At 67.8% G+C, this 24,683-nt stretch carries 23 protein-coding genes; 1 reads left to right on the top strand and 22 read right to left on the bottom strand.

The window, feature by feature from the left end; translation table 11 throughout:
- Positions 1–196: 196 nt before the first annotated feature.
- Positions 197–1,909, top strand: coding sequence for a sigma-54-dependent Fis family transcriptional regulator (locus J2S76_RS15805; protein ID WP_307061818.1), 1,713 nt, complete (start codon positions 197–199; stop codon positions 1,907–1,909).
- 118 nt (positions 1,910–2,027) lie between these two features.
- Here J2S76_RS15805 and hypE read toward each other — a convergent pair whose 3' ends face one another.
- From hypE to J2S76_RS15695, 22 genes are all read right to left on the bottom strand, one after another.
- Positions 2,028–3,080: a hydrogenase expression/formation protein HypE gene (hypE, locus tag J2S76_RS15800; RefSeq protein WP_307061815.1), complete on the bottom strand. Its 1,053-nt coding sequence runs from the start codon at positions 3,078–3,080 to the stop codon at positions 2,028–2,030.
- A complete protein-coding gene (gene hypD / locus J2S76_RS15795; RefSeq protein ID WP_307061813.1) occupies positions 3,077–4,213 on the bottom strand; it encodes a hydrogenase formation protein HypD in 1,137 nt (378 codons plus the stop codon). Before hypD ends, hypE begins: the two co-directional genes overlap by 4 nt.
- 16 nt (positions 4,214–4,229) lie before the next feature.
- Complete coding sequence (locus tag J2S76_RS15790; protein ID WP_307061811.1) at positions 4,230–4,544, bottom strand: HypC/HybG/HupF family hydrogenase formation chaperone; 315 nt, start codon at positions 4,542–4,544, stop codon at positions 4,230–4,232.
- Positions 4,545–4,554: 10 nt separating this feature from the next.
- Positions 4,555–6,027 (bottom strand): sigma-54-dependent transcriptional regulator, encoded by a 1,473-nt coding sequence (locus tag J2S76_RS15785; RefSeq protein WP_307061809.1) that lies wholly within the window; start codon positions 6,025–6,027, stop codon positions 4,555–4,557.
- Positions 6,024–6,980: a hydrogenase nickel incorporation protein HypB gene (gene hypB / locus J2S76_RS15780; RefSeq protein WP_307061807.1), complete on the bottom strand. Its 957-nt coding sequence runs from the start codon at positions 6,978–6,980 to the stop codon at positions 6,024–6,026. The genes J2S76_RS15785 and hypB overlap by 4 nt, the downstream gene beginning before the upstream one ends.
- The gene (hypA, locus tag J2S76_RS15775) at positions 6,980–7,321 is read right to left on the bottom strand and encodes a hydrogenase maturation nickel metallochaperone HypA (RefSeq protein WP_307061805.1); all 342 of its coding nucleotides are present in this window, start codon (positions 7,319–7,321) and stop codon (positions 6,980–6,982) included. Before hypA ends, hypB begins: the two co-directional genes overlap by 1 nt.
- Entirely contained in the window at positions 7,314–8,306 is a 993-nt protein-coding gene (locus tag J2S76_RS15770; RefSeq protein WP_307061803.1) for a nickel-dependent hydrogenase large subunit, read from the bottom strand. Before J2S76_RS15770 ends, hypA begins: the two co-directional genes overlap by 8 nt.
- Positions 8,303–9,124, bottom strand: a complete 822-nt coding sequence (locus tag J2S76_RS15765) for a [NiFe]-hydrogenase assembly chaperone HybE (RefSeq protein ID WP_307061801.1) — start codon at positions 9,122–9,124, stop codon at positions 8,303–8,305. The genes J2S76_RS15770 and J2S76_RS15765 overlap by 4 nt, the downstream gene beginning before the upstream one ends.
- A 3-nt stretch (positions 9,125–9,127) precedes the next feature.
- The gene (locus J2S76_RS15760; RefSeq protein ID WP_307061799.1) at positions 9,128–9,976 is read right to left on the bottom strand and encodes a hydrogenase expression/formation protein; all 849 of its coding nucleotides are present in this window, start codon (positions 9,974–9,976) and stop codon (positions 9,128–9,130) included.
- 7 nt (positions 9,977–9,983) lie between these two features.
- On the bottom strand, positions 9,984–10,418 hold the full coding sequence (locus tag J2S76_RS15755; protein ID WP_307061797.1) for a thioredoxin domain-containing protein: 435 nt from the start codon (positions 10,416–10,418) through the stop codon (positions 9,984–9,986).
- Positions 10,415–10,759, bottom strand: a complete 345-nt coding sequence (locus tag J2S76_RS15750) for a HypC/HybG/HupF family hydrogenase formation chaperone (RefSeq protein WP_307061794.1) — start codon at positions 10,757–10,759, stop codon at positions 10,415–10,417. The genes J2S76_RS15755 and J2S76_RS15750 overlap by 4 nt, the downstream gene beginning before the upstream one ends.
- A 5-nt stretch (positions 10,760–10,764) precedes the next feature.
- Positions 10,765–11,382, bottom strand: coding sequence for a HyaD/HybD family hydrogenase maturation endopeptidase (locus J2S76_RS15745; protein WP_307061792.1), 618 nt, complete (start codon positions 11,380–11,382; stop codon positions 10,765–10,767).
- Positions 11,383–11,680: 298 nt separating this feature from the next.
- Positions 11,681–12,436, bottom strand: coding sequence for a Ni/Fe-hydrogenase, b-type cytochrome subunit (cybH, locus tag J2S76_RS15740; protein WP_307061790.1), 756 nt, complete (start codon positions 12,434–12,436; stop codon positions 11,681–11,683).
- 10 nt (positions 12,437–12,446) lie between these two features.
- Positions 12,447–14,264, bottom strand: coding sequence for a nickel-dependent hydrogenase large subunit (locus tag J2S76_RS15735; RefSeq protein ID WP_307061788.1), 1,818 nt, complete (start codon positions 14,262–14,264; stop codon positions 12,447–12,449).
- Positions 14,261–15,385, bottom strand: coding sequence for a hydrogenase small subunit (locus J2S76_RS15730; RefSeq protein ID WP_307061786.1), 1,125 nt, complete (start codon positions 15,383–15,385; stop codon positions 14,261–14,263). The genes J2S76_RS15735 and J2S76_RS15730 overlap by 4 nt, the downstream gene beginning before the upstream one ends.
- A 174-nt stretch (positions 15,386–15,559) precedes the next feature.
- Positions 15,560–17,824 (bottom strand): carbamoyltransferase HypF, encoded by a 2,265-nt coding sequence (gene hypF / locus J2S76_RS15725; RefSeq protein ID WP_370874765.1) that lies wholly within the window; start codon positions 17,822–17,824, stop codon positions 15,560–15,562.
- Between the two features lie 56 nt (positions 17,825–17,880).
- Positions 17,881–19,308, bottom strand: a complete 1,428-nt coding sequence (locus J2S76_RS15720) for a nickel-dependent hydrogenase large subunit (protein ID WP_307061783.1) — start codon at positions 19,306–19,308, stop codon at positions 17,881–17,883.
- Positions 19,309–19,343: 35 nt separating this feature from the next.
- Complete coding sequence (locus J2S76_RS15715) at positions 19,344–20,348, bottom strand: NADH-quinone oxidoreductase subunit B family protein (RefSeq protein ID WP_307061782.1); 1,005 nt, start codon at positions 20,346–20,348, stop codon at positions 19,344–19,346.
- 2 nt (positions 20,349–20,350) lie between these two features.
- Positions 20,351–21,685 carry a sensor histidine kinase gene (locus J2S76_RS15710; protein WP_307061780.1) on the bottom strand — a complete coding sequence of 445 codons (1,335 nt, stop codon included), beginning with the start codon at positions 21,683–21,685 and terminating at the stop codon, positions 20,351–20,353.
- Between the two features lie 268 nt (positions 21,686–21,953).
- Positions 21,954–22,799: a fumarylacetoacetate hydrolase family protein gene (locus tag J2S76_RS15705; protein WP_307061778.1), complete on the bottom strand. Its 846-nt coding sequence runs from the start codon at positions 22,797–22,799 to the stop codon at positions 21,954–21,956.
- Positions 22,800–22,876: 77 nt separating this feature from the next.
- Complete coding sequence (locus tag J2S76_RS15700) at positions 22,877–23,611, bottom strand: SDR family oxidoreductase (RefSeq protein ID WP_307061776.1); 735 nt, start codon at positions 23,609–23,611, stop codon at positions 22,877–22,879.
- Positions 23,608–24,657 (bottom strand): C-terminal binding protein, encoded by a 1,050-nt coding sequence (locus J2S76_RS15695; RefSeq protein WP_307061774.1) that lies wholly within the window; start codon positions 24,655–24,657, stop codon positions 23,608–23,610. Before J2S76_RS15695 ends, J2S76_RS15700 begins: the two co-directional genes overlap by 4 nt.
- Between the last annotated feature and the right edge of the window lie 26 nt (positions 24,658–24,683).

The following is a 24,683-nucleotide window of genomic DNA, read 5'->3' as shown; positions in this document are numbered from 1 at the left end:
GAGGATAGCGCCGATGCCGCCCCCATCCTGCGCCCCAAGCTCCCCCGACATCCAGGCTCGCGTCGCGCGGGAGGCAGGCGTGCGCGTGCCCGGCGGCGTGCTTTCGCCGGAGATCGCCCGCAGCTGGGAGCGCTGCCTCGCCGGCGGGCTCGACCCAATGCGGCGGCCGGAAGAGGCGGTCATCGCCTTTGCCGAGGTGCGCGCCCGGCGCGAGGAGCAGGCGCTGCTGCGCCGTCTCGCCTTGGCGCAGATGCAGCTTCTCTATGAACAGATAGCCGGCTCGAATTTCATGATCGCGTTTGCCGATGCCGGCGGCGTGGTACTGGATGCGTTGAGCGACCCGTCTTTCGCCGACAGCGAGGCCGGGCGCTCCATTGTGCCGGGCAGCGTGTGGCTGGAGGGCGGGCGCGGCACCAATGCGCTCGGTCTCGCGCTCGTGGAGCGGGCACCGGTCTCCATCAATGGGCGTGAGCATTTCTTCGCCTGTCACGGCCATCTCAGCTGCGCGGCCGTGCCGATCTTCGATCCGGCGGACCGGCTCGTGGGGCTGCTCGATGCGTCGAGTTCCAATGAAGCACGCCAGCAGCACACCCACGCGCTGGTCCGGATGGCGGCGGCAGCGGTCGAGAACGGGCTGATCGTCAATGGCCGGCCGGATGTGCTGCTGCTCGCCCTGCATCCGCGGGCCGAATATCTCGACACGCTGTCGGCCGGCCTCGTGGCGCTGTCGCCGGACGGCGAACTGGTATCGATCAACCGTGCGGCACGGGGTCTGCTGGCCGGGTTGGACACCACGGCCGGGGGCGCCTTCGACGCCCTGTTCGAGCCCGATTTGGGCGTCGTGGTCGATGAGTTGCGCCGCGCGGGCATCGCCCGGGTCCGCGACCGCGCCGGCAGCCTGCTTTACGTCGCGTGCCGGCGCTTTGCCGCGCCGCCCCTGCGAGTCAGCCCGCCGGCGTCGGCGCCTCGCCTGCCGATGCGGACACCCGTATCCCCTGCCGCATCGCCCGACGCCTTCGTCTGCGAGGATGCGCTTCTGCTGCGGCGGATGCGCGGTCTGGCGGCCGCCACACGCGAGCGGCTGGCCGTTCATATCCATGGCGAGACCGGCACCGGCAAGGAACTGATGGCCCGCCATGTCCACGCGCTCAGCGGCCGAAGCGGCGCGTTCGTTCCCATTAATTGCGGTGCCGTGCCGGAATCGCTGTTCATCGCCGAACTGTTCGGCCATGACCGCGGCGCCTTCACCAATGCGCGCAACGAGGGCGCGCCGGGGCTCATCCGTCTGGCCGACCGGGGGACGCTGTTCCTCGACGAGGTGGGCGACATCCCGCTCGCCGCGCAGACCGCGCTGCTGCGTTTCCTCGACACGATGGAGGTTCGCGCGCTGGGCGGCGGCAAGATCGCGACGCTTGATGTGCAGATTGTGTCCGCCACCAATCGGGACCTCGCCGCCGCCGTCGCCGCGCGCCAGTTCCGGGCCGATCTCTATTACCGGCTCAATGGGCTCTGCATTGAGATCCCGCCGCTGCGCGAGCGCGGCGATTTCCCTGCCATCGTCCGCCATCTTCTGGCTCGGCAGGCGACGAAAGTCTCGATCGACGACGCAGGAATCGAGCGTCTGCGCCAGCGGTCCTGGCCGGGCAACATACGCGAGCTTCAGTTCTGGCTCCGCCGCGCGGCGATCGAGACCGACGGCGACGGCGAGGGGCTCACGCCGCTATCCTGTGAGGACGGCGGCGACAATGGCGCCCCCACCTGCGCGCATTGTTCACCTCACGCGCTGAGCCGCGATCGATGCCGACGGATCCGAGAGACCTTTGCGGCAACCGGCGGCAACATCCAGCAGACCGCGCGCCGGCTCGGCATTTCCCGCACGACGGTCTACAAACATCTGGAAATCGGCTGAAGGCGGAGTGCCGCCGATGCGCGAGCGCCTCGCCTTTCTCGACGATTTCTCGATGCCGCGACGCGGCCTCGTCCCGGCGGCCGATGCCCCCGCCCGCCTGTCGACCATGAGGTCAGCGTCAGCAGATGCGCGGCAACTGGTCGCCGACCAGCATATCGACGATCCGCTCCCCGCCGAAACGGGTCTCCATCACCACCCGTCCGGGCCGCGTCTCGACAATCCGGCCGATGGCCCTGGCCTCGCGGCCAAGCGGATGCGCTCGCAAGGCGGCAAGCGCCGCCTCGGCCTCTTCCGGCGGCACCACCGCGACAAGCTTGCCCTCATTGGCGAGATAGAGCGGATCGAGCCCGAGAATCTCGCAGAAGCCGACGACCTCCGGGCGCACCGGCAGGTCCAGCTCGCGCAGCCGCACCCCGACGCCACTTGCTTCCGCCAGCTCGTTGAGCACGGCCGCTACCCCGCCGCGCGTGGCGTCGCGCAGGCTACGGGTTCCCGGCGCAGCGTCGAGCAGCACGCCGACAAGGCCATGCAGGGGCGCGCAATCGCTTTCGATGGCGCTGTCCAGCGCGAGATCGCCGCGCGCGCTGAGGATGGCCGCGCCGTGGTCGCCGAGGAGGCCGTTCACCAGCACGATATCACCGGGCCGCGCCCGGCCGATGCCGATATGCGCGCCTGCGCGCACGACGCCGATGCCCGTCGTGGTGACGAAGAGCTTGTCACAGGCGCCGCGCGCCACGACCTTGGTGTCGCCCGTGACGATCGGCACTCCCGCCGCCCGCGCCGTCTCGGCCATGGAGGCGGCCACGCGCCGCAGGATCTCGACCGGCAACCCCTCCTCCACGATCATGGCGCAGGAGAGCGCCACAGGGTGGGCGCCGCCCATGGCGATATCATTAATCGTGCCGCACACAGCCAACGTGCCGATGTCGCCGCCGGGGAAGAACAGCGGGTCGACCACAAAGCTGTCGGTGGTGAAGGCGAGCCGGTCACCGACGGCTGCCAGTGCGGCCAGATCGAAGCACGCCTGATCCTCCAGCGGCGCGTCAGAGTCGGTGAAGGCGGCGATGAAGACCCCCTCGATCAGGTCACGCATGGCGCTGCCGCCGCCGCCATGGGCAAGCGTGACGGTGGCCGGAAGCGTGCGCCGCAGATGGCGAACATGCGGGTTCATGCGGCACCTTCGAACTGGGGCTGGCGTACGCCGCCATACTGGTAATAGGCCGCGCAGGAGCCTTCGGAGGAAACCATCAGCGCGCCAAGCGGGGTTTCCGGCGTGCAGGCCGTGCCGAACATCGGGCATCCCCAGGGCTTGAGCTTGCCGGTGAGGACCTCGCCGCAGCGGCAGGACGCCGGGTCGCCGACGCTGATCTCTGGTACGGCAAAGCGTCGCTCCGCGTCGAAACGCGCATAGCGCTCGCGCAGCCGGACGCCGGAATGCGCGATGGAGCCGAGCCCGCGCCATTCAAAGGTCTCGCGCGGCTCATAGACCTCAGCGACCGCCTCCATCGCCGCCCGGTTGCCGGTGTCCGGCACCACGCGCGCATACTGGTTCTCGATCTTCGCCACGCCGCTCTCGAGCTGGCGCAGCACCATCAACAGCGACTGCAGCAGATCAAGCGGCTCGAAGCCGGAAACCACCATCGGCTTGCCGAACTCTTCGGCAATGAACCGATAGGGTTCGGTGCCGATCACCATCGACACATGGCCCGGCCCGATGAAGCCGTCGATCCCGAGATCCTGAGTCTCGAGCAGAGCCCGCAAGGTCGGGATGATGGTGATATGATTGCAAAAGATCGAGAAATTACCAACACCCTCACGGGCGGCGCGCCGTATGGTCAGCGCGGTCGAGGGCATGGTGGTCTCGAAGCCGAGGCCAAAGAACACCACTTCGCGGTCGGGGTTGCGGCACGCCAGCGCCAGCGCGTCGAGCGGGGAATAGACGGTGCGTATGTCCGCCCCCTCGGCCTTAGCGGTCAGCAGGCTCTTGCGCGAGCCCGGCACGCGGATGGCATCGCCGAAGGTGGCGAAGATGACCTCAGGCCGTTCGGCAATCGAGACGCAGTCGTCAACGCGCCCCATTGGCAAGACGCAGACCGGGCAGCCGGGGCCGTGGACGAACTCGATGATGTCCGGCAGCAGTCCTTCCAGCCCGTAGCGGAAGATGGCGTGCGTGTGCCCTCCGCAGACCTCCATGACAGCGAAGGGCCGCTCGCGGCCGCGTTCCATGCGAGCGGCGATCGTCTCGATCTCGCGGATCACGACGCGGGCAAGGGCAGGATCGCGGAATTCGTCGACGAAACGCATGGCGTGCCTTCTCCCCTCAGGTCGCGGCCGGAATGACGGGGGGCGACGGCAGCTCGACACTGCCGGTGCGAATGGCCTCAAGCTCGGCCTCCGCCTCGCCGATCTCGGCAAGCACCCGCAGCGTCGCGGCCGCCTCTTCCTCATCAATTAAGCTCATGGCGAAGCCCACATGCACCAGCACCCAGGCGCCGACGAGATCGGCGAGCGGGCGGCCGGGCGTTGCGACGCAGACGACGTCGACGGCCCGCCGGACGCCTGAAACATCGACCGTGGCCAGCATCGCATCTTCATCGACGATCGCGACAATGCGACCGGGAATGCCGAGGCACATTGGTTTCTCCTCAATGGCTGCGCCCGAACGCACCCTCACGGGCGATGCCGTAGCGTTCGAGCTTGGCCCGCAGGCCGACACGGGACAGGCCGAGTTCCTCGGCGGCGCGACTCTTATTCCAACGGCAGCGCACCAGCGTTTCCATCAGGATAAGCGCCTCCATACGCTCGATCCGATCCTTGAGCGGGCCGCTATCCCGGATTGCCGTCTCGAACGGCATGGCCTTGGCAGAGGCCGCGGCAGCCCCATGCACGACATGCGGCGACAGGAGGTCGGCGCCCAAATGCTCTCCGCCGGCCAGCACCAGCATGCGCGTCACCTCATTCTGCAATTCCCGGACATTGCCGGGCCAGTCATAAGCCTCGATGCAGCCCAGCGCCTCGGCGGTGAAGCCTTTCGCCCGCTTTCCATGGGTGGCGGAGAGATGGTCGAGCAGCCGCTGCGTCAGCGCCCGCAGATCGCCGCGCCGCTCCCGCAGCGGCGGCAGGGTCAGGGTGAGCGCCGTCAGGCGATAATAGAGGTCCTCGCGGAAGCGCCCGGCCCTGACCTCGCAGGCGAGTTCACGATGCGTGGCCGCGAGCACCCGCACATTCACCCGCCGGACCTCGTTCGAGCCGACCGGGCGGATCTCCCCTTCCTGCAGGAAGCGCAGCAGCTTAACCTGGAAGGCGGGCGTGATGTCGCCGATCTCGTCGAGCAGTACCGTGCCGCCATCCGCCTGGTCGAGCAGGCCGATGCGTTGCGTGTGCGCGCCGGTGAAGGCACCCTTCTTGTGGCCGAAGAGCTCCGATTCCAGCAACTCGTCCGGGATAGCCCCGCAGTTCACGGCGAAGAACGGCTGCTCCGAGCGCAGGCTGGAATAATGGATAGCGCGCGCCAGCAGCTCCTTGCCGGTTCCGGTTTCGCCGAGGATGAGCACCGGAATGTCGAAGGTCGCCACCTGCGCGGCCTGCCGGCAGATCTCGTTAAGCGGACTGTCGGGCGCGCGGACCAGTGTGTCGAAATGGAAATTCGCCAGCACCTTCTCGTGCCGCTCCAGCACGCGAGCCTGCGCTGCGGGAGCGGCCAGTTTCAGTTCCAGCGAAAGGCGGTCATGGTCGCGCTGGAGCTGGTAGAGCCGTGTCGCACCCTGAGCGGCCAACAGGAGTTGGTCCGGATGCCACGGCTTGGTGATGAACTGGTAGATGCCCGCATCGTTGATCGCACCGATCATGTCAGTGGGATCGGTGTAGCCGGTGACGATGATGCGCACGACTTCCGGCCAGCGCGCGCGCACCTCGGTGAGCAGATCGACGCCGGAGCGCTCGGCCATGCGCTGATCACAGAAAATCGCCTGGATCCACTCGTTCTCAAGGATCTTGAGCGCCTCGGCGGCGCCCAGCGCGGTGTGAACGTCGAAATCCTCGCCGAGCACGCGTGCGATCACCTCGACCGAACGCGGCTCGTCGTCAACGACGAGGATACCGGCGCGCGTCGCGGTCACGTGGTCGCCTCCCCGCTTGCGCTCCAGGCCTGCCCGGCACTGGCGCGCAGGGCCTGCGCCCGGCTCTCGGCCTCCGCCGCCAGAGAGCCGAGAAGCTGGCGCCGCTGATCGGCGAGCCAGTCGAGCCAAGCTTTGAGGCCGGGCACGCCACGGCTCGAACACTGAAGGATCGAAGCCGTCGGGTTGACGCGGGCGATGTTGCGCTCGATGGCGGCCATGTCGATGTCGAGATGCGGCAGCAGATCGACCTTGGTGATAAGGACGAGATCGGCCGTCTCAAAGATATTGGGGTATTTGAGCGGCTTGTCCTCGCCTTCCGTAACAGACAGCAATGTCACCCGGCGCGTCTCGCCGAGGTCGAAGGCGGCAGGGCACACGAGATTGCCGACGTTCTCGATGAACAGCAGCCCGCCCGGCGGCAGCGGCAGCTCATCCAGCGCATGGCCGACCATATGGGCATCGAGATGGCAGCCCTTGCCGGTGTTGACCTGCACCGCAGGGGTGCCGGTGGCGCGGATCCGCTCGGCATCGTTCTGGGTCTGCTGGTCGCCTTCGATCACCGCCGCCGGAACGCGCCCACCAAGCGCCTTCAGCGTTTCCACCAACAGCGTCGTCTTGCCCGCGCCGGGGCCGGCGAGCAGGTTGACCGCAAACACCCCGCCTGCGCCGAACTGCGTACGGTTGCGCGCGGCGTAAGCGTCGTTCTTGGCGAGGATGCGGTCCTCCAGTTCCACCAGCCGTTGCTCCCCGGAAGGGGCGGACTCGTGCGGGTGAGCGTGAGCGTGGCTGGGCTCGTCATGGCTGTGCGTGTGACGATGCCCGTCGTGGCCATGCTCGTGGGGATGATCGTGGCCGTGGGAAGGGTGGTGATGACCGCCGCTGCCGTTACGCGCGGCGCCATGGGCATCGGAGATCGAGACCTCGTCGGGTCCGCAGCCGCAGGTCACGCACATCACACCACCTCCAGATCTTTGATCCGCAAATCCGTTCCACCGTTCGGGCGCAGCCGTCCACCACCGCAATGCGGGCAGAGGGCGAGGCGATCCGGCAGGGAAACGGTGGTCGAACAGTCGAAGCACCAGGCCGAACCGGGTTCTTCCAGCACGACGAGTTCCGCATCTTCGGCAATCGAACCGCGCATCACTACGTCAAAGCCGAAACGCAGCGCCTCGACCTCGACGCCGGCGAACTGCCCGACGCTGACCCGCACCCGCGTCACCCGCGCGAAACCATGGTGGCGGGCCGCGTCCCGCAGGGAATCAAGCAAGCTCTCGCAGATCGCCATCTCATGCATTGCCGCGTCTCTCCCCACGCTCAAAGCTAAGACGCACCGGCACGCAGGGATTGACGGCGGCAACCGCGATCCGCGCCAGCCGCGACGTCTCGTCATTGGTTGGCAAGGCGGCGAGCATACGCGCCAGCAGGCCATCGGGGGCAAGATTCCACGCGCTGGGCGCGAGGATACGGTAATCAACGACGACACCGCTCTCCACGCGCGCGCGATGGGCGAGAAGGCCGCGCGCCGCGCGGGCAAAGCCGATGCCGGACGGCGGACGGCCGTCCGGAGCAGGCCCGGCGTTCCCGGCAAGACCTGCGAGAAGGTCCAGCAGCCGCGCCAGCAAGCGCACGAACAGGCTCATCCCCTCGCAGGCCAGTAGATCGCGGATCAGTGGTGCCGCGTGCCAGCCATCGGCTGCGGTCGTCTCGCGGGCGCGGCGCGGGGTGCCCTCCTCCAGCGCCGCGACGACGTCGGCCATGTCCGGTCGGTCGAGTTCCACCCGTCCCCAATCGGGATGAAGCGTTTCTCGCAGCCGTCGCATAAGTCGCGCGGTCGGGCTTGTCGCACCGCCAAGCCATTTGCCGAACTCGGCCGGCGTCGCCTGCGCCAGATCCAGCAAGCTTGCAGCCAAATCGTCACCAAGCACATGGCGTCGCAGGGCGAGACGGTCCTCGGCAGTCCCTGCGAGCCGACGGAGAGCCTCCCGATCCGGCCCGCCGCCGAACAGGGCTGGCCATTCGGCAAACACCGCGACGGCGTGGTCGCGCAGGCGCTCATTCAGGCTGTCGCGGGACGGCTCAGGCAGGCCGAGAGCGGCGGCGGCGGCCACCGCATGCGCGCCGCTGCACAGATTGTAAACTCGCGGCAGGAGGTCTGCCGCCGCCTCCGGGGAGCGCCCGACCACACAACGTGCGACGTCCGGCCCGGCAACCGGCGCAAAGCGCCAGCGCCGGTCCCGGCAGGTCGCATCGAAGGCGATGTCGAGCGCGGCGAGGCTCATGCGCGCGTGCTCCCCGGGTCGCCGGAGCCGGCGCCGAAGATCAACGCCCGCCGGCTCGGTTCGGCCCGGCGCGTGCCGCCCGCCGTCGGCTCCGGCCCCTTGCCGGCGGACTCGTCCTCGTCGTCACGCAGGGCCGGGTCGAACAGTGCCGCCAGCGCCGCGCGCGCCGTCTCCTCGGCCTGCAGCATCGAGGTGAACTCGAACATTGGCGAGAACAGCGAACACGCCTTGTAGGGCCCCGTCTCCGGGCGGTTGGCGCCAATGAATTCGTATGGGCCGGACGGGAAGTCGAGCCGCGTGCGCGTTCCCACCCCAAGGCGGCTCCAATCGTCCCCAGGACCGGGAATGAGGACAATGTTCATGAACCACGGCGTGACGAGCACGCCGATCACCCCACTCTCATGCGGACGGAAGCCGATGGCACGCACGTCCAGCGTCTCATTGACGATGGGCATGCCGCGCATTTGCCCGACATGCACCTCACGGAACACAGCCTCGAAACGGCGAGCCGCCTCGGCGGCAAGGCCCGTCAGCGGGTCTACCGGCGCCATCGCCTCCGGGGAGGGAACGGCCGACGCGGCAAGGCTGGTGCTCGCGGTGGTGTCGACGACCATGAACTGGTCGCGCGCCCCATCGCAACGCGGACAGCGCCAATGGTCGGGCAGGCGCGCGAAGGGCGTGCCGGCCGGCACCTGCCAGTAATCGCATCCCTCGGCAGGATCGTAGACCTGCCAGCAAATCTTGCATTCCAGAACCGCGTCCGGCGGCAGGCGCGTGACGTCGCCGAGAAATGAGCCTTCAAAGCGTGGAGCGGCCATCGCCTAACCTACCGTTTCGAGGATATCGACGAGGCGCGCGGCGGAATCGGCGAGGTCCTCCGGCGCGGCGCAGGCCACCGCTGGAACGTCGACGATCTCGATCGTGTCGAGGATCAGCGTGTCGGACGAATTGAAGTAGCGCACCCGCCACACGTCGCGCAGCGCCGTCGCCTCGATGCGGCAATTGCCGTAGCCGCGCGAGAGGATCACCACGCCGCCTTGCCCCAGCCGGGACTCGAGGGCGACGATATCCTCCGGCGTTACCGGCAGCAGGGTCAGGTTGATGACATGCGGCAGTTCGTCGGTGCGACGCTCGCGGCTCTTGTGGACGATCTCGGCGAGGATGGCGGGGGCGTTGACGACGCCCGGCAGGCGGGCCGTACCGTCGACATCCACCGGCCATTCCCGCGGAAAGGCGCGGATCAGCGCGCCACGCGGAAAGGCTGCGATTTCGATCCGCTCGCGGTCCGGCTGGGCGGCGCCGCCGCGCACGCGCCACACACCGGCGAGCGTCGCCTCCTGGATCTCGATTCGCCCGCCGGGCGTCTGGACCAGAACCGACACCTCGCCCTCGCCCAGCGTCTCGGCGACGAGCGCCCGAGCGCCCGCCTCCAGCCCCTCGAGCGGGAGCGCGGTGGTCTCGCCGGGCTCTGCGCGCGCAAGCGCTTCCTGGATCGCCTTCAGGAACGCGATCGCCGGGAGGGCGCGCTCGGCGTCCTCGATCTCCGGCAGGTGGGCCTCATATGTGCGCATGCCTGAGGGCATCGGCATATAGGCGAGGCCATCCTCGCCGTCCGGCTGGCTGCCGGGACCATAGCCGAGGGGAGGAACGGTGGCGTAGGGCAGAGCCATGGCAGCCTCACGAAAGCGCGGTTGAAAGCGGGGTGGCGGCAAGCGACGATCCCTCCCGGGCCGCCGCCACCAGCGGGGCGAGGCGGTCGAGGAATTCGTCCCAGTCACGCATGCGGGAGAGCGACCCGACGGGCGCGCCGTCTCGCAGCACCACGATGGCCGGCAGGGCGATGCCTCCGAGCGCCTCACGCAGCTGCCGCTCGCAGGCCGGGCCCGCAACGGCGCCGCCATCCGTGCCAAGCGCCACGGCGAGCTCGGGCAGCACGACCGCGATATCCGGCGTCTCGACATGGCCTCGGCCGTGGGCCGGAAGGAACAGCAGCCGCACGCCGGCCGGCCCCTCGCCGACCGTCTCGCCGTCGAGCCAAGGATAACCCTGCACCTCGATGAGGCGTGCGACCAGCGGATGCAGAGCGGCGGCATCGGAACGAGTGAGGGTCACGGCGTGGTTTCCTCCGGCTTTGTAGCGTGCTGGGCGGCGAGCGCCGCGGCGAGATGCGGCGGCAGCATCGGTTCGCGCCCCGCGAGATCGGCGAAGGCGGCATCAACGGACGTGGTGTCGCCGCGCATCACCGCCTCCACCGCGGCGAGCGCCAGAGCGATCCGCTCGGCCTCGTCGGCGTCCAGAAGGCGGCGCCCCGCGCCGAGGAAGACGAGCACATGGTCGCCCGGATGCGCCTCGGGCAGGAGAGACAGGTCGACGACGTGAAGTGCATCGCCATAGCGACAGCGGCCGCTCCAGCCGGCGATCGTCTCGATGCACATGGGAAGGCCGAGACACATGGCATTCACCCGCGCGGCCGGCCGGCGAGCACCCGCGCGTCGCCGACGCGACAGGCGGCCTGGGCGCTCGGGCGTCCGGTCTCATAGTCTTGGCGTGAAATGGCAGGCGCCGTGAAACGTTCCCGCGAGCGGCGCGGTGTGGCGACGACGCCGAACTCCTCGGCGAGGAGGCGCAGCACTGCCGCGAGCGCCGGCTCAACCTGGGCCGCCACGGCCGGGGTGAGCCCGCCGCCATAATCGTCGAGCCGCTCCGGCTGCACGCCGACGACCAGCAACTGGCGGGGCGCGCGCTCGCGCAGGCGCAGCAGCGCAAGGATTTCCTGGAATCCGGTCTGGTGCAGGCTCACTTTGCGGGTGCCGAGCACCGCCGGAACCTCGTCGTCGCGGAGCAGCTTCAGCGTCGCCGGCGGCAGGCCGTAGTCGATGGCGTCGACGATGATGACGGCCGCCGCGTCTTCGAGATGGGGCAGCAGGTAGAGCCCCTGCGTGCCGCCATCGAGCACCGATACATGGCCGGGAAGCTCGTAGCGTTCGTCGAGCGCCTCGATCACCCGGACGCCGAACCCCTCATCGGCCCACAATATATTGCCGATGCCGAGGACAAGAATGCGATCGTCGTCCATGGGCCGACGCCTCCCGAGCGTGTGTCTCTGGTCCCTAGGGTGCGAACGGTCTGCGCCGTTCTTTCGAATGCTTCTTAATTCAAGCCCCGTGCCAAGACGGCATATGGGAGCTAACTTATTGTTTTATATTATAAAATAGAGAACCCTCAGCACAGGACCGCTTCTCGGATGGAAGGCTCCTTTCCAGTTTGACCATAAAACGGAAATCAATCAGCCAAAAAAGAGGGCGCAGCCGAAGCTGCGCCCCACACTGGCCGCGCCCCCCGCACGGCCGCCGCCTGAAAGCTGGAAGGAGCCTTCAGTCGGGATCGTCGTCGCGGAAACTGCGATAGCCGTTGGTGATGGCGGAGATCATCGACTGACGGGACATGATGTCCTCGCGGATCACCGAATAGACATGGACCAGCACGAACAGAATGATCACCCACATGCCGAGATGATGCAGCGTGTGCACCGACAGGCTGCCGCCGAGCAGCGGGATGATCCAGCCGAAAAGCGTGTCCTGCCAGGAACCCATGCCTGTCCCCTCCGAATAGAGGGCGAAGCCGGTGCCGATCATGAAGAGGGAGCCCACCACCATTACCCAGAACAAAAACAGCTGGGCGAGCGGGTTGTGGCCAACAAACTTCAGCGGCCGCGTCTTCAGGAACATGTACCATTGAATCTCGACAAACAGCCCCCGCCAGAAGCTCTTGCGCCAGAAGGGAAAGGTGAAGAGCTCCCGGGCATAGCGATTGCCGAGGAAGGCCCAGGCGATCCGCCCTAGGAATCCCACGGCGAAGATGTAGCCCGCCGCGAAGTGCAGGAAGCGGATAGTGCCCATGAGGTAATGGGCGCTGGGCTCACCGGAGAGCGTGGGCAGCGGCGAGCCGATCAGATAGCCGGTGATGCACAGCACCACGATGGACAGGGCATTCACCCAATGCCAGAGGCGCACCGGCGCCTCATAGACATAGAGAGTGGTCAGCCTGCGTCCGGCAGCCGCCCGCCCCTCCGGGATGGGCGCGGCGGCAGGGGCGGTGGGAGCGCTCAAGGCGGGAGAGATGTCGCTCATGGCCACCTCCCTAGCGCACCGTCACCCGCGCCATCTCTTCCCCGTCGGGCGAGATGACATGGGTCGAACAGGCCAGACACGGGTCGAAGGAGTGGAGCGTGCGCAGGATTTCCACCGGCTCCTCCGGCCGCTCCATCGGCGTGTTCATCAGCGAAGCCTCAAACGCGCCGATATTGCCCTTGGGATCGCGCGGCCCGCCGTTCCACGTGGTCGGCACCACGCACTGGTAGTTCTCGATCCGCCCGTCCTTGATCTTGATCCAGTGGCCGAGCCCCCCGCGCGGCGCCGCCACCGTGCCGACGCCCCTGGCCTCCTTCGGCCAGGTGGCGGGGTCCCATTTTTCCACATTGGCGGTGGAGCGGTCGCCCGCCTTGATGTTGGCAATGAGGTTGTCGAAATCGCCCAGCATCATCTCGGCGCAGTAATGCGCCTCCAGCGCGCGGGCGAGGGTGCGGCCAATCGTGGTGGGCAGGGCCTGCTTCGGAGTGAAGCTGGTGCCGGCCAGCGCGTTGAAGCGGCCGAGCGAGTCGTCGACCTGCCCCTTCACATAGTCGACGCCCTGGGCATAGGCGAGGATGTAGCGAGCGAGCGGACCCACTTCGACGGCGTTACCCTTCCAGCGCGGCGCCTTGATCCAGGAATATTTGGCGTTCTCGTCGATCTGCTGGATGTCGGTGCGGGTGCCCTTGGCGTCGGGACCGAGCTTATATTGCGGCTCGGTGACGCCGTCCCAGGGATGCAGCCCCTTGTCGGCATCTCCGTCACCATACGTGTACCAGGAATGGGTAACGAACTCCTGCACCTGCTCCGGGTCGCGCGGGTCAATGGGGTGAACCTCTGCCCAGTTGCCGTTGAGAATGACACCCCCCGGCAGGCGGTCGGTGCTCTTCTGGCCCTGGATAGCCTCGTAGTCGCCATAGTCCATGACGTTGAGCCCGGACAGGCCACCGCCATAGAGCCAGCCCTTGTAGAAGGAGGCGATGGCGATCACATCAGGCACATAGACATTCTTGGAGAACTCGAACGCTTCCTGGAGCTTCAGCTTCACGAAATTGAGGCGCTCCATGTTGAGTGGGGCGCCGGCAGCCATGTCGCCGTCGATGTTGATGGCGCAGGGCACGCCGCCGACCATGTAGTTCGGGTGCGGGTTCTTGCCGCCGAAGATGGTGTGAACCTTGACGATCTCCTTCTGGAAATCGAGCGCCTCCAGATAATGCGTGACCGCCATCAGGTCTGCTTCCGGCGGCAACTTGTAGGCAGGATTGTCCCAGTAGCCATTCTTGAAGAGGCCGAGCTGGCCGCTCTCGACAAACTTCTTCAGCCGGTTCTGCACGTCACGGAAATAGCCGGGGCTGGAATTGGGGTGGTCCGGCCCTACCATCTGCTGGAGCTGCGAGGTCGCCTTGGGGTCGGCCTTCAGCGCATTGATCGGGTTGACCCAGTCCAGCGCATGCAGATGGTAGAAATGCACGACATGGTCATGCCATTGCAGCACCTTGGCCATGATCTCGCGGATCAGGAAGGCGTTGTTGGGGATCTTGATCTGAAGCGCGTCCTCGACGGCGCGCACCGAGGCCAGGGCGTGGCAGCCGGTGCACACGCCGCAGATGCGCTCGACGAAGGCCCAGGCATCGCGCGGGTCCCGACCCTTGAGGATCACTTCGAGCCCGCGCCACATGGTGCCGGTGGAGACCGCGTTGCGGATGACATTGTCGGAATCGACGTTCACCTCGCAGCGCATGTGGCCTTCGATGCGCGTGACCGGATCGACGACGATGCGCTTGCCGGAGGTGTCGAGCGTGAAGCCGTTTGGCGTCTGGATGGTCATGCCGCCTCTCCCTTGTTGTTGTGATCGGCCGGCGTGCTCTGCTGGTCAGCATCCTTGTGTCGGGCGCGCTTGAGCGCGCTGACCGCGGCGTGCACCGCGATGCCGCCGCCGACGACACCAGCCGCCGCCATGCCCACGCGGTCAGCATTGGCTTCAATGCCGAAGCCGACGCCTTTGAGATCTGTCAGGCGCGCATACCAGGACCCCTTGTCCCAGAAGCCATCCTCCGAACAGCCGATGCAGCCGTGGCCGGACTGGATCGGGAAGGAGACGCCATCATTCCAGCGGGTGGTCGAACAGGCGTTGTAGGTCGTCGGGCCCTTGCAGCCGACCTTGTAGAGGCAGTAGCCCTTGCGCGCGCCCTCATCGTCGAAGGCCTCGACATATTGGCCGGCGTCGAAATGCGGCCGGCGGTAGCACTTGTCGTGAATGCGTTGGGAATAGAACATTTTCGGCCGCCCCTGCCGGTCGAGTTCGGGCAGGCGGTCGAAGGTGAGCATGTAGGTGATGACGCCGGTCATCACCTCGGCAATAGGCGGGCAGCCCGGCACCTTGATGATCGGTTTGTCGAGGATGACCTCATGCACCGGGGTGGCGCGGGTCGGGTTCGGGCGCGCCGCCTGCACGCAGCCATGCGAGGCGCAGGAGCCCCAGGAGATCACCGCCTTGGCGTCCTTGGCCACCTTTTTCAGCTGGTCCACGAAGGGCTTGCCACCGATGATGCAGTACATGCCATCCTCGTTGAGCGGCGGGTTTCCCTCCACCGCGAGGATGTAATTGCCCTTGTACTTCTCCATCACCTCATCGAGGATCGCCTCCGCCTGGTGGCCGGCAGACGCCATGAGGGTGTCGTCGTAATCCAGCGAGATCATCGACAGCACGACGTCCTTCACCAGCGGATGCGCCGAGCGGATGAAGCTCTCTGAACAGCACGTGCACTCCAGCCCATGCAGCCACAGCACCGGGGTGCGTGGCTTGTTTTCCATCGCATGGGCAATTTCGGGCACGAATTCCGGCCCCAGCCCGAGCGCGGCGGCGGTTAGCGAACAGTATTTCAGGAACGAGCGGCGGGTGATGCCCTGGCGTCGCATCACCTCGTAAAATGTCTCAAGCCCGGCCATGCGGCGGATCCTCCCGATCGATTGCCTCGGCGCACGTCGAGGTGCACCGGCGAGGAAGACATCAGCAATGGTCGTGCCAGACGAATAATTCGTCTAATTCCAATGAGTTGACTTTCATCCCGGCCGGCGGAGCGGAAGCTGCAAGACCGCTTTCTGTACCGACCGGAAAGCGGCTTACCGCTGCATCAGTCGCGCTGCAGCAACCGCGACCTGACCGAAGGCGAGCCCGCCATCATTGGCCGGCACCTCGGCGGGAATGAGCAGCGGGAGTCCCGTCGGCGCCAGACGCGCGACGAGATGGTCGAGCAGCACGGCGTTCTGCATCACTCCCCCGGAGAGCGCGAGGGCGCGCGCCCCGTATTCCGCTGCCGCCGCCAGGGCGGCGTCGGCGAAGGCCCGCGCCACGCCGGCATGGAAGCGCGCGGCGATCACCGCTCGCGGCTGGCCGGCTCCCAGATCGGCGACGGCGGCACGCCACATCGGCGCCGGGTCGATCGTGGCGAGGCCGTTTTCGGCTACGACACCAAAGGCATAGAAGCCATGAGTTCCCGGCGCGCTCGCGGCCAGAGCCTCCAGCGCCATCGCCGCCTCCCCCTCAAAGCTCAGGCGGGGCGGGGCGAGGCCCAGCAGCGCCGCCATGGCGTCGAACAGTCGGCCAGCGGAACTCGCCAGCGGCACGTTGATCCCCCGCGCAATCATCGCCCGCAACGTTGCGGCCGGCAGCCCGTCAAATAGCGCCGGGGGAATCTCGCCCGGTGGCAGCGATGCGTCGAGATGGGCGAGAAGCACGCGCCACGGCTCGCGGCTCGCCACGTCGCCGCCGGCGAGCGGAATGGACCTCAGCCGCGCCAGCCGACGGCTGTGCGTGTAGTCGCATAGAAGGATTTCCGCGCCCCAGGCGGTGCCGTCCTCGCCGAGGCCGAGCCCGTCCAGCGCGATGCCGATGACCGGGCCGGCATCCACTGCCCACCCATTCTCCGCCATGGCAGCGGCGATATGGGCGTGGTGATGCTGGACGCCGATCAACGGCAGCCCGCGCTCAGCCGCCAGGCCAGCGCCGCGCCGGCTGGCGCGATAGTCTGGATGGAGGTCGACGGCGATGGCTTCCGGCCGATGGTCGAACAGAGCCGCATAGTCGGCGATGGCCGTTTCGAACGCGTCCTGCGTCGTCAGTTCGTCGAGATCGCCGAGGTGGTGGGAGAGCAGCGCCCGACCGGCCGTCGAGAGGCAGATGGCGCTCTTGAGTTCCCCACCGAGGGCGAGCACCGCCGGTGCCGACGAGAAGCTCGGCGGCAGCGGACGGGGCGCCGGCGCCAGGCCGCGCCCGCGCCGCATCACACGCAGGGCCCCGGCGGCCACCCGTGCCACGCTGTCGTCAAGCCGCCGGGCGATGGGGCGGTCGTGACCCAGCACCCCGTCGACGATGCCCTCGAGCCCTTCCCGCGCCTCTTCGTCGCGATAAATCTGCGGCTCGCCGGAGCGGTTGGCGCTGGTCATCACCAGCGGCCGGTCGACGGCCTCCATCAACAGATGCTGAAGCGGCGTGTAGGGCAGCATCACGCCGAGCAGGGCATTCCCCGGCGCCAGCGAGGGCGCCAGCATTGCGCCGTCGCGCCGGCACAGGAGCAGGATGGGGGCGGAGGGACCGCACAGCGCCTCCCATTCCGCCGGCTCCACCGCGCAGAGTTGATCCAGCATGGCACGGTCGCGCACCATCAGCGCCAGCGGCTTGACCGGGCGGCACTTGCGCCGCCGCAGTTCGGCGACCGCCGCCTCATTGGTGGCGTCACAGGCGATATGGAAACCGCCGATGCCCTTGATGGCGAGGATCGCCCCGGCCGTCAGACGCCCGGCCGCCTCAGCCAGCGGATCGCCGGGAACACGCGCACCACCCAGCTCCAGCGCGAGGCGGGGCCCGCAGGCTGGGCAGGCGATCGGCTGGGCGTGAAAGCGCCGGTCGGCTGGGTCGCCATAGTCGCGCTGGCATTCGCGACAGAGGTGGAAGCCGCGCATGGTGGTGGTCGCGCGGTCATAGGGCAGGCCCTCGACGATGGAGAAGCGAGGCCCACAGTCGGTGCAATTGGTGAAAGCGTAGCGGTGGCGCCGGGCGACCGGATCGCGGATCTCGGCGAGGCAGGCCGGGCAGGTGGCGATGTCGGGCACGACCCCCGCCGAAACCGTGCCGGGCGCGCTCGCCGCGATGGTGAAGCCGTCACAGCGGAACGGGCGCGACGGGGTGCGCTCCACCGTCTCGACACGGGCGAGCGGGGGCGCCTCCTCCGCCAGAGCGAGAGCGAAGGCTTCCAGCACCTCGGGCGGCGCGGCGGCGTGGATCGACACCGCGTCGCCGACATTCGACACCTTCCCCTCGACACCAAGCCGGCGGGCAAGCCGCCACACGAAAGGGCGGAAGCCGACGCCCTGCACCAGACCGCGCACGAGTATCTCCTCGGCCGCGCGCTCCTCTCCTTCCCGGTCTCCTCGCATGGCTTCGCTCAGTGCACCGTGCACACCATGCAGGGGTCGAAGGACCGCACGATATGCTGCACCGCGACCGGCGTGGTCTCGCCCTGCCGTACCGGCGCGCCCACCAAGGCGGCCTCCAGCGGCCCCGGCACGCCGGCGGCATCGCGCGGAGAGAAGTTCCACGTCGTCGGCGCGATGATCTGGTAGCCGGCGATGCGTCCGTCTTCGACCCGCAGCCAGTGGCCGAGGGCGCCCCGCGCCGCTTCGGTCAGGCCGGCGGCACGGCCCTCGCGCGGCATCTCGCCTTGGGCGCACCAGGGCGCGCCGGGCTCCAGCCGTCGCACCCAGTCTTCCATAGCCAGAAGCGTGCGCGCCGTTTCGATCAGGCGCGCCAGCACGCGCACGAACACGCTGCCGCCGCCCGAGGCGACGAGCGCGCGGATCAGCGGTTGGCCGTCAACCATCTGCCGCGCCACGGCCCCGGTCTCGAAGGGCAGGCCGGCCAGACGCGGCGCCTTGCACCAGCTGTAGCCGGTCTCATCCGTCGCATCGGGAAAGGTGAAGCCCTCGAACGGGTGATGCGCGCGCCAGCGTCCTTCCATTCGGGCATTGGTGTGGTCTTCGGCGATGGCGTCGGTATCCAGTGCGCCGCGTCCCTCAGACGTGACGATGCCGCGCGCATAGAGCCGGCCGTCTTCGTCGGGATAGGCGCCGTAGCTCAGGTAGCGGTCATAGGCGCGGCCCAGGCTGGCGAGATCAAGATCCTCGGCAATGGCGAGGAACAGCGCAAGGTCGCTTTCGCCACGGCGCAGTGCATCCAGTTCCTCCGGCGCCGCCAGCGCGGCAATGCGTGCCAGAGGCGCGCCGAACAGCCGCTCCTCCAGCTCCTGACGCGTCGCGCCAAGCGTCGCCAGCAGCCGCATCTTGTCGCGCGCATCGGCGCCGCGCGTCACACCGCCAGGCTGGATGGCGAGGGTGTGCGGCCAACGTCCGGCGAGCAGGCCGAGCACATGCAGCAGTGTGGTTCGCGTCGCCAGCGCCGCCCGCACGGACGTGCCTTGCGCCGCCTTGAAGCGGGTCTCGGCACGCGCGAACCAGGGTTGGCCGGCATAGATGGCACGGGCGAAATCCGGCATGAAGAAGACGTGGAAATGCGTCAGGTGATCGGCGACGTTCTCGGTGGCGACGAGGAGGTTGGTCGCAACCCGCCCGTTCGCCGTCGGTGCCACGCCCTGCACCCCGGCCAGCGCCAGAGCGGCGGCATGGGATTGCGACACCGAGCAGATGCCGCAGATGCGCGGGGCGATAACCAGCGCGTCGCGCGGGTCGCGCCCTTCGAGTATGCGCTCGAAGCCACGGAATAGCGGCGAGGTGACGAAGGCCGCCAAGACCTCGCCGCCGGCAATGTCGAGCCGCACTTCCAGGTCGCCTTCGACCCGGTTGAACGGTCCGACCACCAGCCTTCTGGTCCCTCCCCCCGCGTCCGCCACGCTCACCGCCGCTTGAGATCGCGCACGGCCGGCGGCGCCACCACATGGTCGCTGGTGGCGTTGCGCCTCAGCCGGTCAGGCGTTGCCGCCTTGGCTAGGGAAGACAGGGCGACGAACCACGCCTTGGGCATGTCGGTCGGCAGGCCGACGGGAATGCCGGCGATCTTCGGCGTCTCCAGAAAAGCGTGGCCGGGCTCCTCGAATTCCGGCGCGGTGCAGTTGATGCAGGCATAGCCGCCGCGCGTGCAGGAGCCTTCGCCGTTCCATAACCGGGTGTTGCAATCGGCATGGGCCTGCGTGCCGACGCAGCCCAGATGTTCCATCATACACCCAAGGTCGGAAAGCTTCTCCGCGCTCGCCTTGTACTCGTAATACTCGTTGCGCGGGCAACCATGATGCACCAGCTGGTCGGCATAGGAGCGGGGCCTGTTATAGACGTCGAGATCGTCGGCGCCGAGCAGTCCCGCCGCCAGCAGCATCAGGGTCTCGGTAATCCAGTTCGGATGCGTCGGGCAGCCGGCAATGTTGATGACGGGCAGGCCGCTGCGGGAGCGGAACGCGGCGCCGAGCGCCCCGCCGACTCGCCGCCCGTCATATTGCAGGCCGCAGGCATCGGCCGGGTTCGGTCCCGCCGCCGTCACCCCGCCATAGGCGGCGCAGGTGCCGACCGCGACCACGTTCTTCGCCAGTGCTGCCAGCCTGCGCACCCAGTCGATGGTCGGCACGCCGGTCCCGGCGAGAAGATGGAAGCGCCCGGTATTGTTGGGCCCGCGCAGCATGGCGCCCTCGACGCAGAGCGCATCAAGGCGCAACTCGCCGGAAAGCACGGCCTCAAACAGCGCGAGCGCCTCCGTTCCAGTTTCCTCCGACAAGGTCGGGTGCCAGATAAAGCGGATGCCGGCACTCCCGAGCGTGGCGGCGAGGTCAGGCGCCTCGGCACAAAGCAACGACATGGTGCAGCCGCCGCAGCCGCCGGACTGGATCCACAGCACGTTGAATCCGTCCATGCTCAGCCCTCCCGCGCCGCCGGCAGGCGCAGCGTCATCACCGCCCCGCCCTCCGGATGGTTGCTCGCCTCCAGCGTGCCGCCGTGTTCCTGCACAATGCGATAGCTGATCGACAGGCCGAGACCGGTGCCCTTGCCGATCGGCTTGGTGGTGAAGAAAGGATCGAAAATCCGCGCGGCAATTTCGGGGTCGATGCCCGAGCCGGTGTCTCGCAGCATCAGCACCACCTCGTCCCCGCTCCGCCCGGTGATCTCGAGCCGGCGCACGGGTCGATCCTCCATGGCGTCGACGGCATTTTGCACGAGATTCATCAGCACCTGGTGAACATGGCCGGGATGGCCGACCGCCGCCAGCCCTTCCGGCACATCGACAAAGGTCTCGATCTCGGGCGCACGCGCCTTCGCCACCCAGTCAAGGGCCGAGCGTGCCAGCACGGCGAGGTCGAACACCTCGCGCGCCTCGCGCCGATCGGACGAAAAGCGGCGGAGGTCGGCGACAACGTCCCGCACCCGCTCGGCGCCTTCCAGCATGCCGTCCAGCGTGCCCTCCATATTGGCCAGCGTGTGCTGGATCTTCAGTTCCTCGCGCAGCCGGGCGAGCGTCGCCGTATTGGCGCCGCGCTCCACCGCGTCGACATAAGCGGTCAGCCGCCCGCTGTAGCGGCGCAGAGTGTGCGCATTGCCATAGACGAAGGAGATCGGGTTGTTGAGCTCATGAGCGACGCCGGCCACCAGCCGGCCGAGCGAAGCCATCTTCTCCGAATGGACGAGCTGCTGCTGCGCCTCTTTCAGGCCCTCATGCGCCGCTTCAAGATCCCTGTAAGCCTTACGCAGTTCGCCGATCGGCCGGCAGACAAGAACAAGGCCGACCGATCTCCCGCGGGAATCGAAGCGCACGGCGCCGTTGGCGGAGACGGGGAACGACCCTTCCGGGGTGCGGAAGACGAGCTCGCGGTCGCTTATGCGGGCGCGCCGTTCGACGGCCTCGCGAAGATGGCGGAAATGCGCCGGAGATTCCTCGGCCAGCAATTCCTCTAAGGGGAGACGGGCGAGATCACCAGGCGAGCGGCCGAAGGCGCGCTCGGCTGCGAGGTTCACCTGCTCGATCCGACCCGAAAGGTCGCAGGCGATGAGGATGTCCGTCATCGAGGCCATCAGCCCGGCGATGAAGGTCTGCGCCTCTTCAAGCTCCTCGTTCTTCTGCTCGACCGCCACCTGCTGGGTGAGCAACTCGGCATAGGTCTCGTCCATCTTGCGGATGACGGCGATCCAGGCCTCGTCCGTCTCATCGGCCGGTCGCGGCAGCGGCTTTCCGTAGCCCAGCGCGTCTTCCCGCATGCTCAGCGTCCATTCCGGCGTCCGAAGAACCCGTCATCGCCTCCGGTTCGATCCCAACACTAAGCCGGCAGAGAAGGAACGGCAACGCATCCCGCGACAAGATGCAGCCGGCGACGACCTTGCCCAGCAACTGGCCGCGCCCTTGGCCGAGCCCCTGGCGGCAATGGTCGTGTCCCTGGCGGATGGCTGCGTCATCCTGGTTGCACCGGCAACGAAGGCAGCGTTGCGGGGGTTGGCGGACTAAGTGGACCCCGCCTCGCCTGTGACCTCAGCCCTGCCCGACAAAGGTCTGGCGCTGGACGCCCAACTTCTCGATGCCGAGCTCCACCACGTCGTTGGCCTTGAGATAGCGCGGCGGTTTCAGGCCGAGACCGACGCCGGGCGGCGTGCCAGCCGAGATGATGTCGCCAGGATGCAGGCTCATGAACTGGCTCAGATAGGAGATGAGGTGCGGCACACCGAAGATCATGGTGCGGGTCGAACCGTTCTGCATGGTCTGGCCGTTCACCTTGAGCCACATGCCGAGATCGTGCGGGTCGCCGACCTCGTCCGCCGTCACCAGCCACGGGCCGATAGGCCCGAACGTGTCGCAGCTCTTGCCCTTGGTCCACTGCCCCTGACGCTCCAGCTGGAAGGCACGCTCCGAGACATCATTGATCACGCAGTAGCCCGCCACATGGTCGAGCGCCCTAGCTTCCTCGACATAGCTGGCCGTGCGGCCGATGACGATGCCCAGCTCGACCTCCCAGTCGGTCTTCTGCGACCCGCGCGGTATCCGCACCTCATCGTGCGGCCCGGATATGGCGGAGGTGGCCTTCATAAACACGATGGGCTCGCTCGGCACCTCGACGCCGGCTTCCGCCGCGTGGTCGGAAAAATTGAGCCCGATACAGATGAACTTGCCGACGCCCGCGACACAAGGGCCGAGCCGGGGCGAACCGGCAACGGCCGGCAGGCTCGCCGGGTCAAGAGCGCGCAACGCGTCGAGCGCGGCCGGCGCAAGGGCTGCACCGCCGATGTCAGCCACCTGCGCCGACAGATCGCGCAACACGCCGTTGTCATCGATCAGGCCCGGCTTCTCGGCACCGGGCGCGCCGAAGCGAACCAGTTTCATGTCATGTCTCCCTGGAGATTGCGGCTCGCCGTGCCTCCCGCCTCGTTGCGGAAGGCACGGGCCGGCACCCGCGTCGGTCAGAGCGACCAGCCGCCATCGATGTTGTAGGCTTGACCGGTGGTGTAGGTGGCGCCGGCCAGATGCACTGCCAAGGCCGCGATTTCCTCAGGCTGGCCGATCCGCCCCATGGGCTGGCGGGCGATGAAGGCCTTCCGCGCAGCCTCATAATCGCCGGTGGCGCTCAGCCGCTGCTCCAGCGACGGGCTTTCGACCGTTCCCGGACAGATAGCGTTGCAGCGCACCCCGCGCGCCACATAATCCGCCGCGACCGCCTTGGTAAGACCGATGACGGCCGCCTTGGTGACGCCGTACACGAAGCGGTTCGGCGCGCCCTTGGCCGCCCCTACCACCGAGGCCATGTTGATGATGGCCCCCTCGCCGCGCTCCAGCATGGCCGGAAGCGCGGCGCGGATGGTGCGGACCATGGAGCGGACATTGAGATCGACGGCGAAATCGAACTCGGCATCGGTCATGTCCAGCACGGTGCCCGCATGCACGAAGCCGGCACAGTTGAACAGCACGTCCACCGGCCCGATCTCGGCGAAGGTGGCTGTCACGGCCGCGTCGTCGCGCACATCGAGCCGGCGCGGCACGATGCCAGGCACAACTTCCAGCCGGCTGAGCGCCTTGGCATCGATATCGGTGGCGTAGACTCGGGCTCCGGCGGCGGCGAAGGCGAGCGCGCTCGCCCTCCCTATGCCCTGGGCGGCGGCGGTGATGAGAACCGAGCGATTGCGGACCCATCCACTCATGCGACGGCGCTCCGGCGCTGGACGGCGACAGCGGCGTCGTACAGGTCGCGGTTCACGCAATCACGCGAGCTGCCGCTTTCGAGATAGCCGAGCGCGGTGCGCGCCGACTTCTGCCGCAGGTCGACCAGGCTCGACGGGCTGTAGAACGCCGCGTGCGGGGAGAGCATCAGCTTGTGGCGGATGGAGGAGTCCGGCGCGCGCCAGAGCGCCATCAGCGGATGGTCCGCCGGCAGCGGCTCCTGCTCCAGCACATCGAGCGCGGCGCCGCCGATGCGGCCGGCGGCAAGGGCCTCGGTGAGAGCCGCGAGGTCGACCACCCCGCCACGGGCCGTGTTGACGAGCAGGGCGTCCGCCTTCATCGCCGCCAATTCGGCGGTAGAGATGAGATGGCGCGTCTCAGTCGTCAGCGGCGTGTGCAGCGACACGACATCGGATTGCGCCAGTAGGTCTTCGAGGCTGTTCACGCGGCCGAGGCCGACGGCGAGCTCGGTACCGGTCGGGCGATAGGGGTCGAAGAAGATGACCTTCATGCCCAGTGCCTTGGCCCGCAACGCCGTGGCCGTGCCGATGCGGCCGAGGCCGACCACCCCGAAAGTCTGCGTCGACAGGCGGCGGATCGTGGTCGGAATCTGGAAGCGCCATCCGTCGATCGGATCGTCCAGAAGGGCGCTGTTGTACTGCACCAGCCCCCGCAGGAAGGCGAGGCTCATGGCGATGGCGTGGTCGGCAACGTCCATCGTGCCGTAATCGGGCGTGTTGCAGACCGCCACCCCGCGCCGTCCGGCGGCCGCGAGGTCGATATTGTCGAAGCCGACGCCGGCACGCACCACCACGCGGCAATTCGGCATGCGCGCGAGCACCGCGTCGGTCACCTCGATCTCGTGGTAGCAGACCATCGCGACCGCATCGTGCCAGACCTGCTCGGGAATGCCGCCGAGATTCTTCGACTTCGACGTCACGACCTTGTAGCGCGACCCATAGACCGCCTGCTCAAGATCCGCCTCGCCGTCGAACTGGACGTCCGGCTGCAGGATGATATTCGGCATTTCCTTTTACCCTTTTCTTGGCCGGC

The sequence above is a fragment of the Ancylobacter vacuolatus genome, assembly GCF_030813595.1.
Lineage (GTDB): Bacteria > Pseudomonadota > Alphaproteobacteria > Rhizobiales > Xanthobacteraceae > Ancylobacter > Ancylobacter vacuolatus.
Note: the sequence above shows the minus strand (reverse complement) of the source record. Positions and strands in the feature narration are given on the sequence as shown.

Coding starts and splice junctions, on each gene's coding strand:
- J2S76_RS15735 (WP_307061788.1), bottom strand. CDS start 14,264: ATGACCATCCAGACGCCAAACGGCTTCACGCTCGACACCTCCGGCAAG.
- J2S76_RS15770 (WP_307061803.1), bottom strand. CDS start 8,306: ATGAGCCTCGCCGCGCTCGACATCGCCTTCGATGCGACCTGCCGGGAC.
- J2S76_RS15765 (WP_307061801.1), bottom strand. CDS start 9,124: ATGGCCGCTCCACGCTTTGAAGGCTCATTTCTCGGCGACGTCACGCGC.
- J2S76_RS15730 (WP_307061786.1), bottom strand. CDS start 15,385: ATGGCCGGGCTTGAGACATTTTACGAGGTGATGCGACGCCAGGGCATC.
- J2S76_RS15790 (WP_307061811.1), bottom strand. CDS start 4,544: ATGTGCCTCGGCATTCCCGGTCGCATTGTCGCGATCGTCGATGAAGAT.
- hypA (WP_307061805.1), bottom strand. CDS start 7,321: ATGCATGAGATGGCGATCTGCGAGAGCTTGCTTGATTCCCTGCGGGAC.
- hypD (WP_307061813.1), bottom strand. CDS start 4,213: ATGCGTTTCGTCGACGAATTCCGCGATCCTGCCCTTGCCCGCGTCGTG.
- J2S76_RS15710 (WP_307061780.1), bottom strand. CDS start 21,685: ATGCGGGAAGACGCGCTGGGCTACGGAAAGCCGCTGCCGCGACCGGCC.
- cybH (WP_307061790.1), bottom strand. CDS start 12,436: ATGAGCGACATCTCTCCCGCCTTGAGCGCTCCCACCGCCCCTGCCGCC.
- J2S76_RS15760 (WP_307061799.1), bottom strand. CDS start 9,976: ATGGCTCTGCCCTACGCCACCGTTCCTCCCCTCGGCTATGGTCCCGGC.
- J2S76_RS15745 (WP_307061792.1), bottom strand. CDS start 11,382: ATGGACGACGATCGCATTCTTGTCCTCGGCATCGGCAATATATTGTGG.
- J2S76_RS15695 (WP_307061774.1), bottom strand. CDS start 24,657: ATGCCGAATATCATCCTGCAGCCGGACGTCCAGTTCGACGGCGAGGCG.
- hypE (WP_307061815.1), bottom strand. CDS start 3,080: ATGAACCCGCATGTTCGCCATCTGCGGCGCACGCTTCCGGCCACCGTC.
- J2S76_RS15715 (WP_307061782.1), bottom strand. CDS start 20,348: ATGGACGGATTCAACGTGCTGTGGATCCAGTCCGGCGGCTGCGGCGGC.
- J2S76_RS15700 (WP_307061776.1), bottom strand. CDS start 23,611: ATGAGTGGATGGGTCCGCAATCGCTCGGTTCTCATCACCGCCGCCGCC.
- J2S76_RS15705 (WP_307061778.1), bottom strand. CDS start 22,799: ATGAAACTGGTTCGCTTCGGCGCGCCCGGTGCCGAGAAGCCGGGCCTG.
- hypB (WP_307061807.1), bottom strand. CDS start 6,980: ATGTGCGTGACCTGCGGCTGCGGACCCGACGAGGTCTCGATCTCCGAT.
- J2S76_RS15750 (WP_307061794.1), bottom strand. CDS start 10,759: ATGTGTCTCGGCCTTCCCATGTGCATCGAGACGATCGCCGGCTGGAGC.